General features: G+C 48.7%; 7 protein-coding genes. 5 read left to right on the plus strand and 2 right to left on the minus strand.

What is annotated here, in order from left to right:
* Nucleotides 1-156 precede the first annotated feature (156 nt).
* Nucleotides 157-5088, minus strand: coding sequence for an S-layer homology domain-containing protein (locus MHI37_RS00750; protein ID WP_076337859.1), 4932 nt, complete (start codon nt 5086-5088; stop codon nt 157-159).
* Nucleotides 5089-5605: 517 nt separating this feature from the next.
* Between MHI37_RS00750 and MHI37_RS00755 the strand changes: the two genes are divergently transcribed.
* From MHI37_RS00755 to MHI37_RS00765, 3 genes are read left to right on the plus strand one after another with little or no spacing between them, the layout of a single operon-like run.
* The gene (locus MHI37_RS00755) at nt 5606-6979 is read left to right on the plus strand and encodes a sugar ABC transporter substrate-binding protein (protein ID WP_076337860.1); all 1374 of its coding nucleotides are present in this window, start codon (nt 5606-5608) and stop codon (nt 6977-6979) included.
* A gap of 27 nt (nt 6980-7006) precedes the next feature.
* Nucleotides 7007-7909, plus strand: coding sequence for a sugar ABC transporter permease (locus MHI37_RS00760; RefSeq protein ID WP_256710589.1), 903 nt, complete (start codon nt 7007-7009; stop codon nt 7907-7909).
* Nucleotides 7906-8751, plus strand: a complete 846-nt coding sequence (locus MHI37_RS00765) for a carbohydrate ABC transporter permease (protein ID WP_076337862.1) — start codon at nt 7906-7908, stop codon at nt 8749-8751. The genes MHI37_RS00760 and MHI37_RS00765 overlap by 4 nt, the downstream gene beginning before the upstream one ends.
* 225 nt (nt 8752-8976) lie before the next feature.
* On the opposite strand, the gene MHI37_RS00770 is transcribed toward MHI37_RS00765, so the two are convergent.
* A complete protein-coding gene (locus MHI37_RS00770) occupies nt 8977-11160 on the minus strand; it encodes a glycoside hydrolase family 88 protein (RefSeq protein WP_076337863.1) in 2184 nt (727 codons plus the stop codon).
* A 291-nt stretch (nt 11161-11451) separates the two neighbouring features.
* On the opposite strand from MHI37_RS00770, the gene MHI37_RS00775 reads away from it, so the two are divergent.
* Both MHI37_RS00775 and MHI37_RS00780 read left to right on the plus strand, forming a co-directional pair.
* Entirely contained in the window at nt 11452-12219 is a 768-nt protein-coding gene (locus MHI37_RS00775) for a response regulator (RefSeq protein WP_256710590.1), read from the plus strand.
* Nucleotides 12220-12243: 24 nt separating this feature from the next.
* The gene (locus tag MHI37_RS00780; RefSeq protein WP_076337865.1) at nt 12244-14013 is read left to right on the plus strand and encodes a sensor histidine kinase; all 1770 of its coding nucleotides are present in this window, start codon (nt 12244-12246) and stop codon (nt 14011-14013) included.
* The last annotated feature ends 65 nt before the right edge of the window (nt 14014-14078 follow it).

The following is a 14078-nucleotide window of genomic DNA, read 5'->3' on the forward strand; positions in this document are numbered from 1 at the left end:
CATCACTTTTCCTTAGTATGGAAAAATGAGGAGCCCTCTATTCATCGTGAGCCAGCATTTATAGAAAACTCTCATAAAATAAGGCGGCTGCTTTCCGCTTAAATGCCGGAAGGCAGCCGCCTCTTAAATTTTTTGTCTTAGTTTCTTACCGCCTGATTATTGGGCAGCCTCTAAGATATAGCCGTAGGCCCAATGGTTGGCATTCATATCTGTAAAGGTGTTCGTTGTCTGGTCATCGCTTGCTCCTGCTTCCCTTCCGAGAAGCCTGCAAAGAACGGCGACGATTTGCGCCCTGGTTAGTTCATCATCAGGGCGGAAAGAGTGATCCTCAAAGCCGACCATCAAGCCTTCGCCAGCGAGCTGCTTGATAGCTGCTTCTGCCCAGTGTCCCTGAACATCTTTGAATGAAGGAGCAGGGGAGGATTCCTTGCCTGTCAAGAAAGTGGAGAGCAGCTTGGCAAGCTCCGCTCTTGTCATGGACTTGGTCGGGGCAAAGCGTCCATCCCCAACACCGGAGACCATTCCTTTATTCGCAAAATATAGAATTGCATGGAGCGAATAGGCCGTGGCCTTGACGTCTTGGAATGGGTTGTCTGCCGCATTCACGTTTTGCTTGTCTCCGTTCGCAACCAGATTGTAGAGCATTGTCAGGGCTTCTTCCCTTGTAATCGCTTTGTCTGGCATAAAGGTACGATTCGGAAAACCGCTGACGAATGCTGTGCCGCTTCGTTTGCTTAATCCGACGCCAGTCGAGGAAATGAGCAATTCTTCGGCTTTGAAGCCAGGGAAGGAGAGATTTTCCTCCTCAGGCTTTGCTGTTGGAGCTGTAGTTGGCGCAGGTGTCGGTGCTGTCGTCGGAGCCGGCGTTGGGCTGCTGCTCGGGCTTGGACTCGGTTCTACAGGTGCTGCTAGAACGGGGCCGGCTGAGAGCGCCGTGATCGGCGTTCCTTCTTGAGCCGCGCTGCGAGGCGTGATCTCGACCTGCAAATAGTATCCGATCATCTCTGCGGTTGGCGTAAAGTTGAGCTTCGTGGCATCAGGGATGATGTTTCTATTCTCCGAATCTCCGTCGTTAACGGTGTACCACTGAACAGTTGTACCTTGCTCAGCCTCTGCGAGAGCATGGTAATAGTCGTAGACGGCCGTAACCGCCTGTCCCACAACGGTGCCGGATGCTTCGGTCTCGATGTTCACATTCAGTGCTTGTGGCAGCGCTTGTTCCGGTGCGTCTACAACGAAGACAGGCGCACTTTCGGCGAAAGCGCCACGTGTACCGGCGACGTCGACCGGAATAACCGAAAGTCTGATCTCTGATCCCAGATCCGCTTTGGTTGGGATGTAGGACTTCCCATTAGCACCTGAGATAGGTGAGCCGCTGCGGTTCCATACATATTCAAAGTCGTCCGAATTAGCTTCCTTGTCGCCTTTAATGAAAGAAATGTTGGCTGTTAACGGTTTTCCGACCACGCGATCGCCATCTACGGCTACGTTAGTGATCTGCGGCGGAACGATGACCGTTCCGTTTACCGTTATCGTTACCTCGGCAGCGACTTCGCCGCTGACAGTGCTCATCGCCTTCAGCTTGGCAGTTCCGGCATTCACACCAAGAACCTTAGCGGACAGTCCGTCTGGAATGAGCGATACGACTCGGCCTGTGCCTGCGGCAGGCTGCTGATCCGCGATGATCCATTTCACATAATCACCCGTTGTGTACAAGGCTGCGATACCTTCTGCTCTTGCTTGAAGCGCAGCTTGCTCACCCACCTCCATGTCGGTGCTTCCGGTGATGACCATGCGCGGCGGTACGGCTTCGAGCTTGATTTTATCAATGGATATATCATATTTGGCTGACGCTTCGTGCTTGCCTGTTACCTGAAAGGCGAAAATATAGCTGCCCGGCTCAGGGAATGTGTATCTGCCGTAAGTGTGCTCTTGGAATGCGGGAGCCGCAGCATATTGATCGTAGGGCTCGCCAACAGCCTCGCCATTAATGAGCAATTGCGCTGTGCCTTTTTCATTGCCAAGCAGATGCGCGGCGGTCACGAGATAGGTGCCGGACTGTTGAACGTCAAAGGTAAGGTAGACGCTGTCGCCAACGCTTGGCATCGCTCCAGCTACCCATTTTCCTCCGCTTGCGCCCGGATCGTTAGCCGTAGTGACGCTTGCTCCGGTTGAAGCTGCAATCAGACTGGCATTCTCTGCCTCATAAGAAGGGCTAGGCTCTGTTAATACAGAGGTTAATACGATTCGGTCTATATTCAACACTCTGTTTGAGCTTCCCTCGAATTGGAAACGGAATTTTTTCTCACCTGGGCTGGCGAAGGTCACTGTGCCCAAGTCATGGAATTTGATTTTCTCACTTTCGTTCTGATTCCAGACTGCTCCTGCTTTGTTTCCTTCAATATACCACTGGCCTATGCCTCTTGAAGTCGATACCTTGGAGGCGATCTGTATCTGATAGACGCCAGCTTTCGCCACGTTAACGGCAAATTCGATATAGCTGCCAGCAGTTGTAGTAGCAGAAGTAAAGTTAAGGCCGTACGCAGATGTATTAGGCGTAGTACCGCCCGCAACCTTCGTCTGTGTTCCGCCAGACAGCGTTGTTTTCCCTTGATCGAACAAATCAGCCGCTATATAAGTAGCGGAAGAAGGCAGGGATGGGATAAATATATCATCCGTGGATTCGAATTGGTCAATGACGAGTGATCCGGTGCCTGTTCCGTCAAAATGGACCGTAACCGCCATAGCGGCATTTTCATTTTTGCCATAGACAATGATTTTTCCTGAACTGTTTGCTTTTCCGGTTCCGGAAAGTTTAATCAAGCTGCCGTCCAGTGTAAGCGTCGCATCCTGTACATTCTCGTCCGCATACAGCATTTGGTAAGGCTGATCCGCAAATTCCTGAATCCAGTAAGCTTTGCCTTTGGTCGTATTTTCATCGAGATCAATCCTGAAGCTCTTCAGCTGTTCGCCCGTCAGCAGCCCCTTGAACCGATAGGAGACAATCCCGGTGTCATCCAGCGTAATGTCCTCCACCAAGTAGGATTTGTTCTTGTCCAGCCATCTCAGATTGACATTAACTGCTGCTGCGCCGGGCTTGCCGCCGCCTGTTGCAATCATGAGCGCCTGGTCCTTGCTCTCAGATACGTGCATGAGCACGTAAGGACCAGCGTTCTGATTCCAGTTCGCTGCAACATTGCTGTCCCAGCCCTCGCCAGTATAGACCGGACGAATGATCGTGTCCGTCAGAGCTTGAATCCGCGGAGATTTCCGCCAAGCGTTGAATTTGCCCGCAAGCTCGATGTTGGCTGCACTCCAAGTATCAGGAGAAGCTCCGTGCTTGATATTTCTCGCAAACATGTATTTATAGAAGCTCGACATATCGCCTGTGCTCATATTGCCGGAATTGAAGTAAACCGAATTGAGTGGCAGATGGCCGAACTGCCCTCCGAACAACGAAATATCCAATGTCTCGCCGTACTCGGTAGAAGAGGTCGTCCAGCCGTTGTTAATGACATGGAGCAGCTCGTTGGAGCGGTCGCCCTGTGAGGGCCAAATGTCCACCTCCGTCGTATATTTGACCTTATACTCCGGATTTACCTCAACAATGCCGTTCATGAGATCCTTGGACAAAACGTTTTTGCGGTAGACGTTATCGGTCGGATGCGAATAATCCGTAACCTCGTCATTTAGCCAAAACTGAGTAAGATCGATCATCTGATGAACAAGATGATAGTTGTCGATCATATACTGGATTTTTTCCTTTTTGGCTGCAATAACGGCGGGATCTGCGAGGTCGTTGCCTCGATTATGGTAGCCGCCCGACAAGGAATACCAGAGTCCGAACAGCAGTCCTTCGTTTTTGTAATAATCGGCCAAGCGGTTCATATTGTCCGTATAGGAAGGGAGAGGCGTTACGCCATCGCGCGACGTGCCGTTGCTGTCAGCGTTGTTCCAGCCATCGTCAAACATGACCATATCGAAGCCCGCTTGCTTCGTAATTGGCACGGCGGTCGATTTGTAGAATGCCTCGCTGCGCTTGCCATTTCCCCATTGCCAGTCGTTCGTGTTCAAAATAGTGGAGGTGTGATTGTACTTGAAACGGGTGCGCAGATGCTCTTCAACGGCCATCTTAGCATCTACAATATCCCCAGTGAAGGCCGTAAGATTGACGGCAATATATTCGAATTGTTCTTGTGGAAACAAGACGAGCTGCAGCGCTTCCGGATTGGTGGATATGGTGACTTGTTTGCCTTTAAAGGCGCTGATGCCTGCAAAAGCGCGGGCCATATACGTTTGTCCTGTATCAGGTGCGCTTGGATCCCGTCTGTACACCTGCGTTTTGGAGTTCACTTCCGGCCCGATATAGAAGCCGTCACCTGATTGATAGAGATTGATGAGTACTTTGATATCTTCGCTTGCTTTGCCGCAGTCGGCTTGGTCAACGCCGCTGGTTGTGCTTTTCCATTTGGTAATGCAGGTATAGTGCAGGTTTCTAGGCTCGTCCGGCATGTCCAGCTTGAGGACGTCGGAGGCCGTAATTTGAAGCCGTTTATCTGCGCTGTTATTGCGGATGTACGTTTGATACTTCAGGCCAGCGTTGCCGTCATAGATTTCAAAAGACAGCGTAATCGTGATGCCGTCCTTCGTTACGGGAAGCTCTAACCGCTTTCCAATGATAGAGTTGACGCCTTTTTCCGTCGTCATCGAAAGATTCTGCACGGTAGGCGTACCGAGCAAATAGCCACTATCGCTGGCATTCAGCGTTTGTACGGCTCCGATTGCTTCTTTGCCAGTCTGTTCGTTCTCCAGCAGGCGATAGCTGTAAGAGAACAGGGAGGATCGATTAAGCTCCGGCCCTTGTGGCAAATACTCTTTTCCTGCGGGTTTATTGAAGAAGCTGTTGATTTGAAGACGGCCTTCATCCGTAAACTCAATTTCGGTCCGGATTATATCATTCTCCAGCGTCCATTTATTGCCTGATTGGGTGCTGGTAGCCGCAGCTGCAAATACCTGCATACCGGGCAGGAGCATGGCGAGAATGAGGATGCAGCTAACGAACTTTTTCGCAAAGCGTTTCTTAATCAATGAGACCCCTCCTATTTAAGATAGATATTGAACGCGCTTACAAATGTGGAAGATGAAGATAAGACTAAATGAAGCTGCCGCCGTCCTTGCTCTCGATCTTCTTTCACGTTCCCCTCCCTTTCAATAGAGATATCTTTGTCATCCCCATTGAAGGTATCATGTTGATGCTTGGATGAATACGCTTGTCGCTTGAGATAAACTATCTTGAATCTGTTATCTTAAAGCGAAGTCAATCATTGATATGGCTGCAAGCGAGGAAGGATAGGAAAAGACGGCAGCCCATAGGGTGAAAAACACAAAATGGATAGAAGAATGCTGTATTTTGCTAACTTGCAGATGCTATATCTTCAATGGTCGAAAGCTATCCTTAGTGGAGGTCCGCCAGATTAGGGAGTCTATGGATAGTTTATCTCGGATCAGCGTCGTATTTATTTCAAAGCCAGGATGATATCTTTTTAGTAGCGCTACTGTGAAAGTGCTTACAATACAAGTTCAACGACTAAGGGGAGGAATAGCAATGAGTAAGAAAAAAATGGGGAAGCTGTTTGGCACGGGGGTTCTGCTGGCGGCACTGGCGACTACGGTCGTCGCTTGCGGAGGGAACAACAACAGTCCGGCAGTAACGAATTCAGCATCACCGAATACAACGGAGAGCAGCAAGCCTGAGGACAAGAAGGAACCGGTAAATCTGAGGTTTTCCTGGTGGGGCTCGGATGCGCGGCATCAGGCGACGCTCGCTGCCATTGATGCCTACCAAGCGCTCAACCCGCATGTTTCTATTGAAGGCGAGTATCAGGGTTATGATGGCTACCAGCAAAAGATCATGACGCAGATTGCCGGCAATTCCGCGCCAGACATTATGCAGCTGGATTATCCATGGCTTCCGGATCTCTCGGCACAGGGCGATGTTTTCGTAGACTTGAACAACGAGCCCGAGGTTGACCGCTCGCAGTTCCCGCAAACGGTACTGGAGGAGTACACCTCATTTAATGGGAGTCTCGTAGCACTGCCTATGGGCACTAACGGATATGGAACGATGATTAATAAAGGCTTCTTCGACAAATTCGGTCTCTCGACTGACAAGCAATGGACATGGCAGGAATTAATTAAGGAAGGCGGCAGAATCAACGCTGAAAACAAAGGAAATCATCTATTTGTCATAGAGCCAGGGACGACGACGGGTGGATTGGGCGAATTTGTATTAGGGGAGTACCTGTACTCTAAGAACGGCGAATACTGGGTTTCTGACGCTCCGGCTATCACCGCTTCCAAAGAGGATATCAAGGAAGCGCTAACCATGATGAAGGAATTGTTCGACAGCGGCGCAGCGCTTCCGCTTGGCGATGCGGCACTATTCACCAGCAAGATGGAACAGAATCCGAAATGGGTGAACGGGGAAGTCGGTATGACGGTGGATTGGTCATCTACAGTATCGAAGTACAAGTCTGCTGCAGGTGAAGATAAGTTTGCGGTTGGAATGCCTATCTTTGCGGAAAATGGAAAATCGACTGCCGTGAAATTCAAGCCATCCATGATTTTGGCTGTAAACAAAAAATCCAAAAACGCAGAAGAATCCGTTAAATTTATCAACTGGCTGCTGAACAGCAAGGAAGCAGCGCTGATCTTGCTTGATACCCGCTCAGTGCCGACATCGGCAGCGGCCATGCAAGCCTTGGTTGAAGCGGATGTCATTGACCCAGACGTCGCAGGTATGGTCGACAATGCGCTTAAAGACCCGATGAATTCACCGCCAATTGTGCAAAATAAGCCGGAAATCGCGGACATTATTCGGGATATTTGCGAGAAAGTAGTCTACGGCAACCTGACGCCAGAGAAGGGCGCTGATCAGTTGATTCAACGCGTAGAGGATAAATTCAAAGAGCTGAAATAGAATTCTATTGAAAAGCAAGGTGAGACTGTGAACATAAGGACTAGAAAGTGGAGTAAGCAATATGTAGGCCTACTGTATATTTTACCTTGGTTAATCGGCTTTCTCGTCTTCCAGCTGTATCCGTTTGGGGCTTCTTTTGTCTATTCCTTTACGGATTATAGCATTACGAACAAGCCGAGCTTTATAGGAGCGGACAACTATGTGGATATGTTTACGAAGGACAGCAACTTCTACCAGTCCATGATAACGACGCTTGTGTACGTTTTCTTCTCGGTGCCCATGAAGCTGATTTTCGCGCTGCTGGTGGCCATTGTTCTAAACGTCAGCATTCGCGGAGTCAATACGTACCGCACTTTGTTCTATCTTCCTTCGATTCTGGGAGGAAGCGTCGCCGTATCGATTTTGTGGCGCTTTCTGTTCATGAAGGAAGGGTTCGTTAATGGCTTGCTCGCTAAGGTGCATGTGCCTCCGGTCGATTGGCTGGGCAGTCCGAACATAGCGCTGTTCACGCTGAGCCTGCTGGCGGTATGGCAATTCGGCTCCTCCATGGTTTTGTTTCTGGCAGGGCTGAAACAAATCCCGAATGAGCTGTATGAGGCGGGACGCGTAGACGGGGCATCCAAACCTCGCATGTTTTTTATGATTACGGTACCGCTGCTGACACCGATTATTTTCTTCAATATTATTATGCAGCTGGTCAATGCGTTCCAGGATTTCACGAGCGCATTTGTCATTACAAACGGCGGACCAATGAATTCGACCTACTTGTTTGCGCTTAAGCTGTATGACGAAGGCTTTAAGTTTTTCAAGATGGGCTACGCCTCCGCACTTTCGTGGGTGCTGTTCCTGGTCATCCTGGTCGTTACTCTGATTATATTCAAATCATCGAAATATTGGACGCACTACGAGGACGGAGGGGATTTTAAATGAATAATGGAAGTCTCCGCACTCGCTATTTGGGCAGTCATTTCTTTCTGGCAATCTTTGCGCTTGTTATGGTATTTCCGCTTATTTGGCTGTTTTTTGCCTCCTTCAAGGAGAATAATGAAATATTCGGCTCGCTAGCTTTGTTACCTAAGGAAATCGTATGGGACTCCTATATCAAGGGGTGGAAAGGCAGTGGGCAATTTACATTCGGCGTGTTTTTGTTTAATACGTTTAAAATGGTTGTGCCTGTCGTCTTGTTCACGCTGGGGTCCAGCGTCTTGGTCGCTTATGGCTTTGCGCGTTTTCGGTTTCCGCTGAAAGGCTTGTTGTTTGCGGTTATGATCTCGACGCTGATGCTGCCTAATGCGGTTATTATTATTCCGCGATATATTTTGTTTAACGAGCTCGGTTGGCTGAACAGCTACCTGCCCTTCACGGTCCCGGCACTGTTTGCCTGTTATCCATTCTTTATCTTTATGCTTGTTCAGTTTTTCAGAGGCCTGCCGAAGGAACTGGACGAGTCCGCAACCATTGACGGTTGCAATTCCTTCGTGGTGCTGACACGGATTCTGCTGCCGCTGTGCAAGCCGGCATTATTCTCCGCAGCGATCTTTCAGTTTATCTGGACATGGAATGATTTCTTCAACTCACTCATTTATATTAACAGTGTGAAGAAATATACGCTGGCGCTAGGACTTCGCATGTCGCTGGATATCAGCTCTGCCGCGAAGTGGAATGAGGTTATGGCGATGTCTATCGTCGCGATTGTTCCTTGCGTGCTTCTATTTTTCTTTGCGCAAAAATATTTCGTGGAAGGCATAGCCACGACGGGATTGAAGGGTTAAGCGGTTCATTAGAGGCATAAGGTATACGGTATATACGGTATGGAAGAAGGAGGCATTTCTTGGGCAGCTTTGCTGCTTGAGTGGCCTCCTTCTTTGATATATAGGAAAGTATAGGTTTCACCTTGCGTAGGATGAGAAGTGGAGCGAACAAAGCAGCTGACAATATGGACGACAAGAGACTGCCCTGGGAGGGCAGTCTCTTGTTCTCGCTCTTTCTGGCGAATGCTAGGAAAGTGAAGCGAGCATTTTCTCATATTCGACACCGCATAAAATGACAATGCCGATGCCATGCGTGTCGTTTAGTATCCAATTCAGCTCATCGCGATAATATTCGGTGGAGAAGGAATAGCCGGAGCCTCTGCATACGCCGTAAACATTTCCCTTTTGATCAATAGAATGTTTGGTAAGACCCTCCCACGCGCGGCTAGCTGAACTCGCATAGGAGGATGGGTCTTGAAGCCAGTTGAGGCGTACGCCACGACTGAAGGCATATGCAAACATTGCGGTACAGGAGGTTTCCTCGTACGAAGAGGGGTCCGTAAGCACCTGATGCCACAGTCCATTATCGCCTTGAAGCTTCAAATAACCGCTAGCAAGCTCGTTAAACATATGGAGTAGCTCATTGCGATGCTCATGTGATTCCGGAAGGACAGCGAGCAGCTCGGATAGGGAAAAGAGCACCCAGCCGTTGCCGCGTCCCCATGGCACATAGGTTGGCGTATTGTACTTGAAATCATAAACATGAGATACGATTTGCTGCTCGGGCATGTATAAGTATGTTTTGAAAAGCAGGAACTGCTTGGCGGCATCCGCGATGGCGGCTTCGCTGCCGGTATGTTTATAATACCGGGTCAGAAATGGTGTGCTCATGTATAGGTCATCCGCCCACAGCGTATTCTCCTGATATTCTCCGGGCCGCAGCCTGTAAAAAGCGCCGTCCTCCCGGCGTTCCTGCTTGTTCATGATATAGTCAGCAAGAGTATGGGCAATTCGCAAAAAACTTTCGTCCTGCGTATCTTCATAAGCTTCGAGCATGGCCGAGCCGAAAGAGCCGCAATCATCGAGCATATTAAGTTCAACGAGCTGGTGATTGATTGCGGGAGCACCGTATTGCTCGCGATCCCATAAGGAATAGGAATAAAGCTGGGTACATTCGGAAATATGCGCTATCACATAGTCATGCAAATCCGCACGCTGCAGCGTACGCCCAGCCTGAAGCAGGCCATACAGCGTAACACCAAGCGGATAGTTCCATTTCGCGAAGCGTTCGTTTTCTAGATAGGGCCTGATATAACCGTTCGTTATGCCCGGTGTACGCCAATACAATGATTCGCTATCTCCAGAAGAACCAGACTCGAATAAGCGGTACAGCGTAGGAAAGGGTTCCGTACCGGCATCGGCATATGTGCTGCTCTCGAATGGACCCAGAAGGATCCAGCTCTGCGATACACCTTTGATTTGCTGTGGAGCATTCAAAAGGTATGTTGTGAATCCGTCGCTTACAGATAAGGAAACTCTCCAGCCAACCTCACCGCAAGTAGATAGCAGCAGCACCGTGTGCTCGCCGGGGGACAATGCAACCGCAGCGTCAAAGCGGCCTCCCTTGGATTGCAGTATAAGCGCATGGTCTACCCATAGTTGAACAGGACCGGGAGCTTCTACGCTTAGTGTGCAAGAAACGGCTTGATGACCGCTTATTGTAAAGCTGCTCCACGCATAGGCGGATTGACCCGGCAGCATGCCAAATACGGATGAAAAGTCGCAGTCCTGGCTGCTGCCATCTGTTAGCCGCGGAAGCCACTCAGACGGCAAATCTTTCTCTGAAGAGCGGGCCATCGGCAGCTTTTCCTCCGGATATACGTCTATCTCAGAGCTGGAATAGATCCATCCGCCACTGCCTGAGCGTTCGGCAAACGGGGAGAGTGCATGTACCGGAAACCACTTGTAATTGCTAGATCCGAAGACACAGCCGAAGCCGGAGGAGGTTTTAATCATTTTGATGAAAAAAAGGTTCCATCCTTTCTTCAACTGTGTCTGCAGGAGCCGTTGATTCAGAATGTTAACGTCATCTGCTACGGTCGATTTATAGAAAAGTCTGCCGTTCAAATAGATTCTCACCGGTCCGTAGCAGCTTAAGGAAAGTTCAAGATCGCTTCCTTCCTCACTCTGGACGAGAGCGCAGGCATATCCGTACTCTCCCAGTTGGCGCTCGGGGAACTTGTGGTTCAAATTCATGTCGTAGCGGCCATCTTCCAATTGCTTGAAGCTGTCTGCGCTTATGGTTCGGAAAGTGAAGCCGTTTGGCGGCGTAGCTGCGACGTATTGATTGGCGATTGTCCCGATTACCTTGTTGACGCAGCTTCCTTGTCGGTCATATATGCTCTCTTCTAAGGGGAAATAATTGCTCATAGAAACTGTCCTTTCCTAGGGAATGCGGTTTGAATATCATTTCAAGCGTAACAGCAAGCGGAGCGAAATGTAACGAAGGAGAACGGATAAAAACAATCATTGGTCAACCCGTTTGAAGAGGGTGTCGATTAAAGAATATATTTGTAGGGTTAAGATATATTGCGGCGTTTGAGGATAGGAGGCACCTTATTTAACGCTTGACCGACATGATTTAATTGCGCTAATCTAAAAATGGAAACGCTTTAAATACGTAGAGGCACTCACACTTCGCCAGAGATGAATTCGGAGGTCATGATGTACAAACTACTGATTGCAGACGATGATTACGAAATTCGCAACGGCCTGTGCAAATATTTTCCTTGGGACTCGATCGGTTTCCATGTCGTTGGAGACGCCGAGAACGGGCAGGAAGCTTATGATTTTATAAAAAATAACGAGGTAGACGTCATTCTTTGCGATATCCGCATGCCCGTCATGTCCGGAATTGATCTAGCGGCAGAGCTGAACGCCAAATACTCCCGCATCCAAATCATTTTCTTCAGTGCATTCAAGGACTTTGAATATGCGCAGAAGGCGCTTGAAGCAGGTGTGAGACGCTATATTTTGAAATCAACGAACTACAATGAGCTTATTCGTGCATTCACGAATATTAAGGAGGAGCTCGACAGCACGATCACGATACAGGAGATTAAGGGGACGCCCGAGCTGGGCGGCAGCTTTCCTGAGAAGGTCATTACAATGGTCAAGGATTACGTCCTGCAGCATTACAAGGATGTTACGCTGGAGGATCTGTCGCAGCAGGTGCATATGAATGCTGATTACTTGAGCAAGTTTTTCAAAAAACACGCCGGTATCCGGTTTTCCGATTATTTGACCACGGTCCGAATGGAGGAGGCGGCGCGACTGCTCGAGGATATCCAGTATAAGACGTATGAAATTAGCGACCGGGTCGGTTACAGCAATTCGTTTAATTTTACGAGAGCCTTCAAAAATTATTACGGCATGACACCGCGTGATTACCGGAACCGAAAGGGCTGGAAGGAAGAGCAGGAAGAGTAGAAATGCTAGAGCTGGAGATGGGCGATGAGAAAATCTTTTTTTGTAAAAAACGTGCTTCGTTTCATTATACCGCTGCTTATACCGCTCATTATACTGGGCGGTTTTTCCATTGTAACCACCTTGAGCTATATCAAAACAGAGCTTAACACCAGTAATTATAAGATGATGGAGCAAACCCGCAGCACGGTGGAGTTGATGTTCAACGAGCTGGACTCTGTGCATTACACGTTGAACTATAACACAAGGCTCATCTTGCGACTGCGCTCGCTGCTGGCAGGGGATGAAGCGAGCTCCAGCGACATTGAAGCCTTTAACCATTTTATGGGGATCATTAATGCGCCGACCAGTATCAGACCGCATATTCACTCGATATATTTATATTATGATAATGCCAATGGTCATTTCCTCGCTTCCAATGAAGGAAGGATCAACCTCAAAAACTACAATGATATTTCCTGGTATGCTACGGTTACGGCTATGAAGCAGAAGAAGCAGGATTTGTATATCGAGCGCCGTACGATGAAGCGTTACTCCTTCGACCGTAAGGAAACGGAGCTTGTGACATTGTATAAGCGCTTCGTTCCGCCGGGTTTGACGAAGACGGAAGGCTATATGGTAGCCAATATATGGATGAATGAGCTGGAGTCGACCATGGAAAAGCTGCTTTACCAGCCGCAGCAGCTGGTATTCATGATGAATGGGGAGAAGGAGATTCTCGCTACGACAAATGTCTCTCATGTGGACCTGAGGAGCATCTCTATGCTCGATTTAACGAAATCGCAGCGGTATAAGTCCAAGGTTACGGGAGAGAGCTACGTGGTGTCTATGCTGGAATCGGAAATCTATGACTTGCAGTATATCTCGGTTACACCGAGTCGCCATTTCTACCAGCTGTCCACGAACCTGCTTTATCTTACGGTGACGCTTGTATTTGTTTCGCTGGTGCTTGGGCTTGTTCTGACTTATTACATTTCCAGACGGAATCATCGGAATATATTGCGGGTGCTGCAGACGATCGACAATGCGGAGAATGGGAGGCCAATCCCGCGGCTGCCAGAGAAGGTGACGGACGAATACAGTTTTATTTTGCAAAGCATGATCAAGTCATTCGTCGAGCGCAGCGCTCTCAAGATCCAGCTGACCGAGAAGAAATATATGCTGCAGATGATGGAAATGATGGCGCTGCAGTCTAATATCAATCCGCATTTTATGGCTAATACGCTGCGGACGATTTTTTGGAAGGCGATTGGGCTTACGGGTGGACAGAACGAGGTGAGCCAAATGCTCGATTATCTATCGGAGGTTATCCACTATGCCATAAGCTCGTCCAATAAGTGGGTTACGCTGGAGGAAGAGCTGCGGAATACAAAACATTATATTGAGATTATGAAAATCCGCTACAAGGACAAGTTCCATATGGTTTGGGATTATGATGAGGAATTGCTGGATTATAAGGTCTTAAAGCTGTTGTTGCAGCCGTTGCTCGAAAACTCGATTTACCATGGCATCAAGGAGAGCAACAGATTTGGGTATGTAAAGGTTCAGATCAAGCGGCGCGGTGCCAAGCTGCATATTGCGATCATTGATACGGGTGTAGGCATGACGCGGGAGCGGCTGGTGCAGCTAAGGCAAATGATTACAGCGGAGAAGGAAACGAAGCATATCGGGCTGTTCAATACGTACAAAAGGCTGCAGCTAATGTATGGCAGCGGGCATCAGTTCCGCATACGTAGTAAGCTGGGCTGGGGAACATGGATTGAAATTACACTGCCTATCCATGATCAAGAAAAATAAAAAACCTTAATATGCGGACTTCACGGACTACTTGTGGTGAATAGATAATTTTACTATAATACAGG

The organism is Paenibacillus sp. FSL H8-0548, assembly GCF_038630985.1.
Classification (GTDB): domain Bacteria; phylum Bacillota; class Bacilli; order Paenibacillales; family Paenibacillaceae; genus Pristimantibacillus.

What these genes read in the sequence shown, in the direction of transcription:
- MHI37_RS00775 (WP_256710590.1), top strand. Translation starts at nt 11,452, where the DNA reads ATGATGTACAAACTACTGATTGCAGACGATGATTACGAAATTCGCAAC.
- MHI37_RS00770 (WP_076337863.1), bottom strand. Translation starts at nt 11,160, where the DNA reads ATGAGCAATTATTTCCCCTTAGAAGAGAGCATATATGACCGACAAGGA.
- MHI37_RS00755 (WP_076337860.1), top strand. Translation starts at nt 5,606, where the DNA reads ATGAGTAAGAAAAAAATGGGGAAGCTGTTTGGCACGGGGGTTCTGCTG.
- MHI37_RS00765 (WP_076337862.1), top strand. Translation starts at nt 7,906, where the DNA reads ATGAATAATGGAAGTCTCCGCACTCGCTATTTGGGCAGTCATTTCTTT.
- MHI37_RS00780 (WP_076337865.1), top strand. Translation starts at nt 12,244, where the DNA reads ATGAGAAAATCTTTTTTTGTAAAAAACGTGCTTCGTTTCATTATACCG.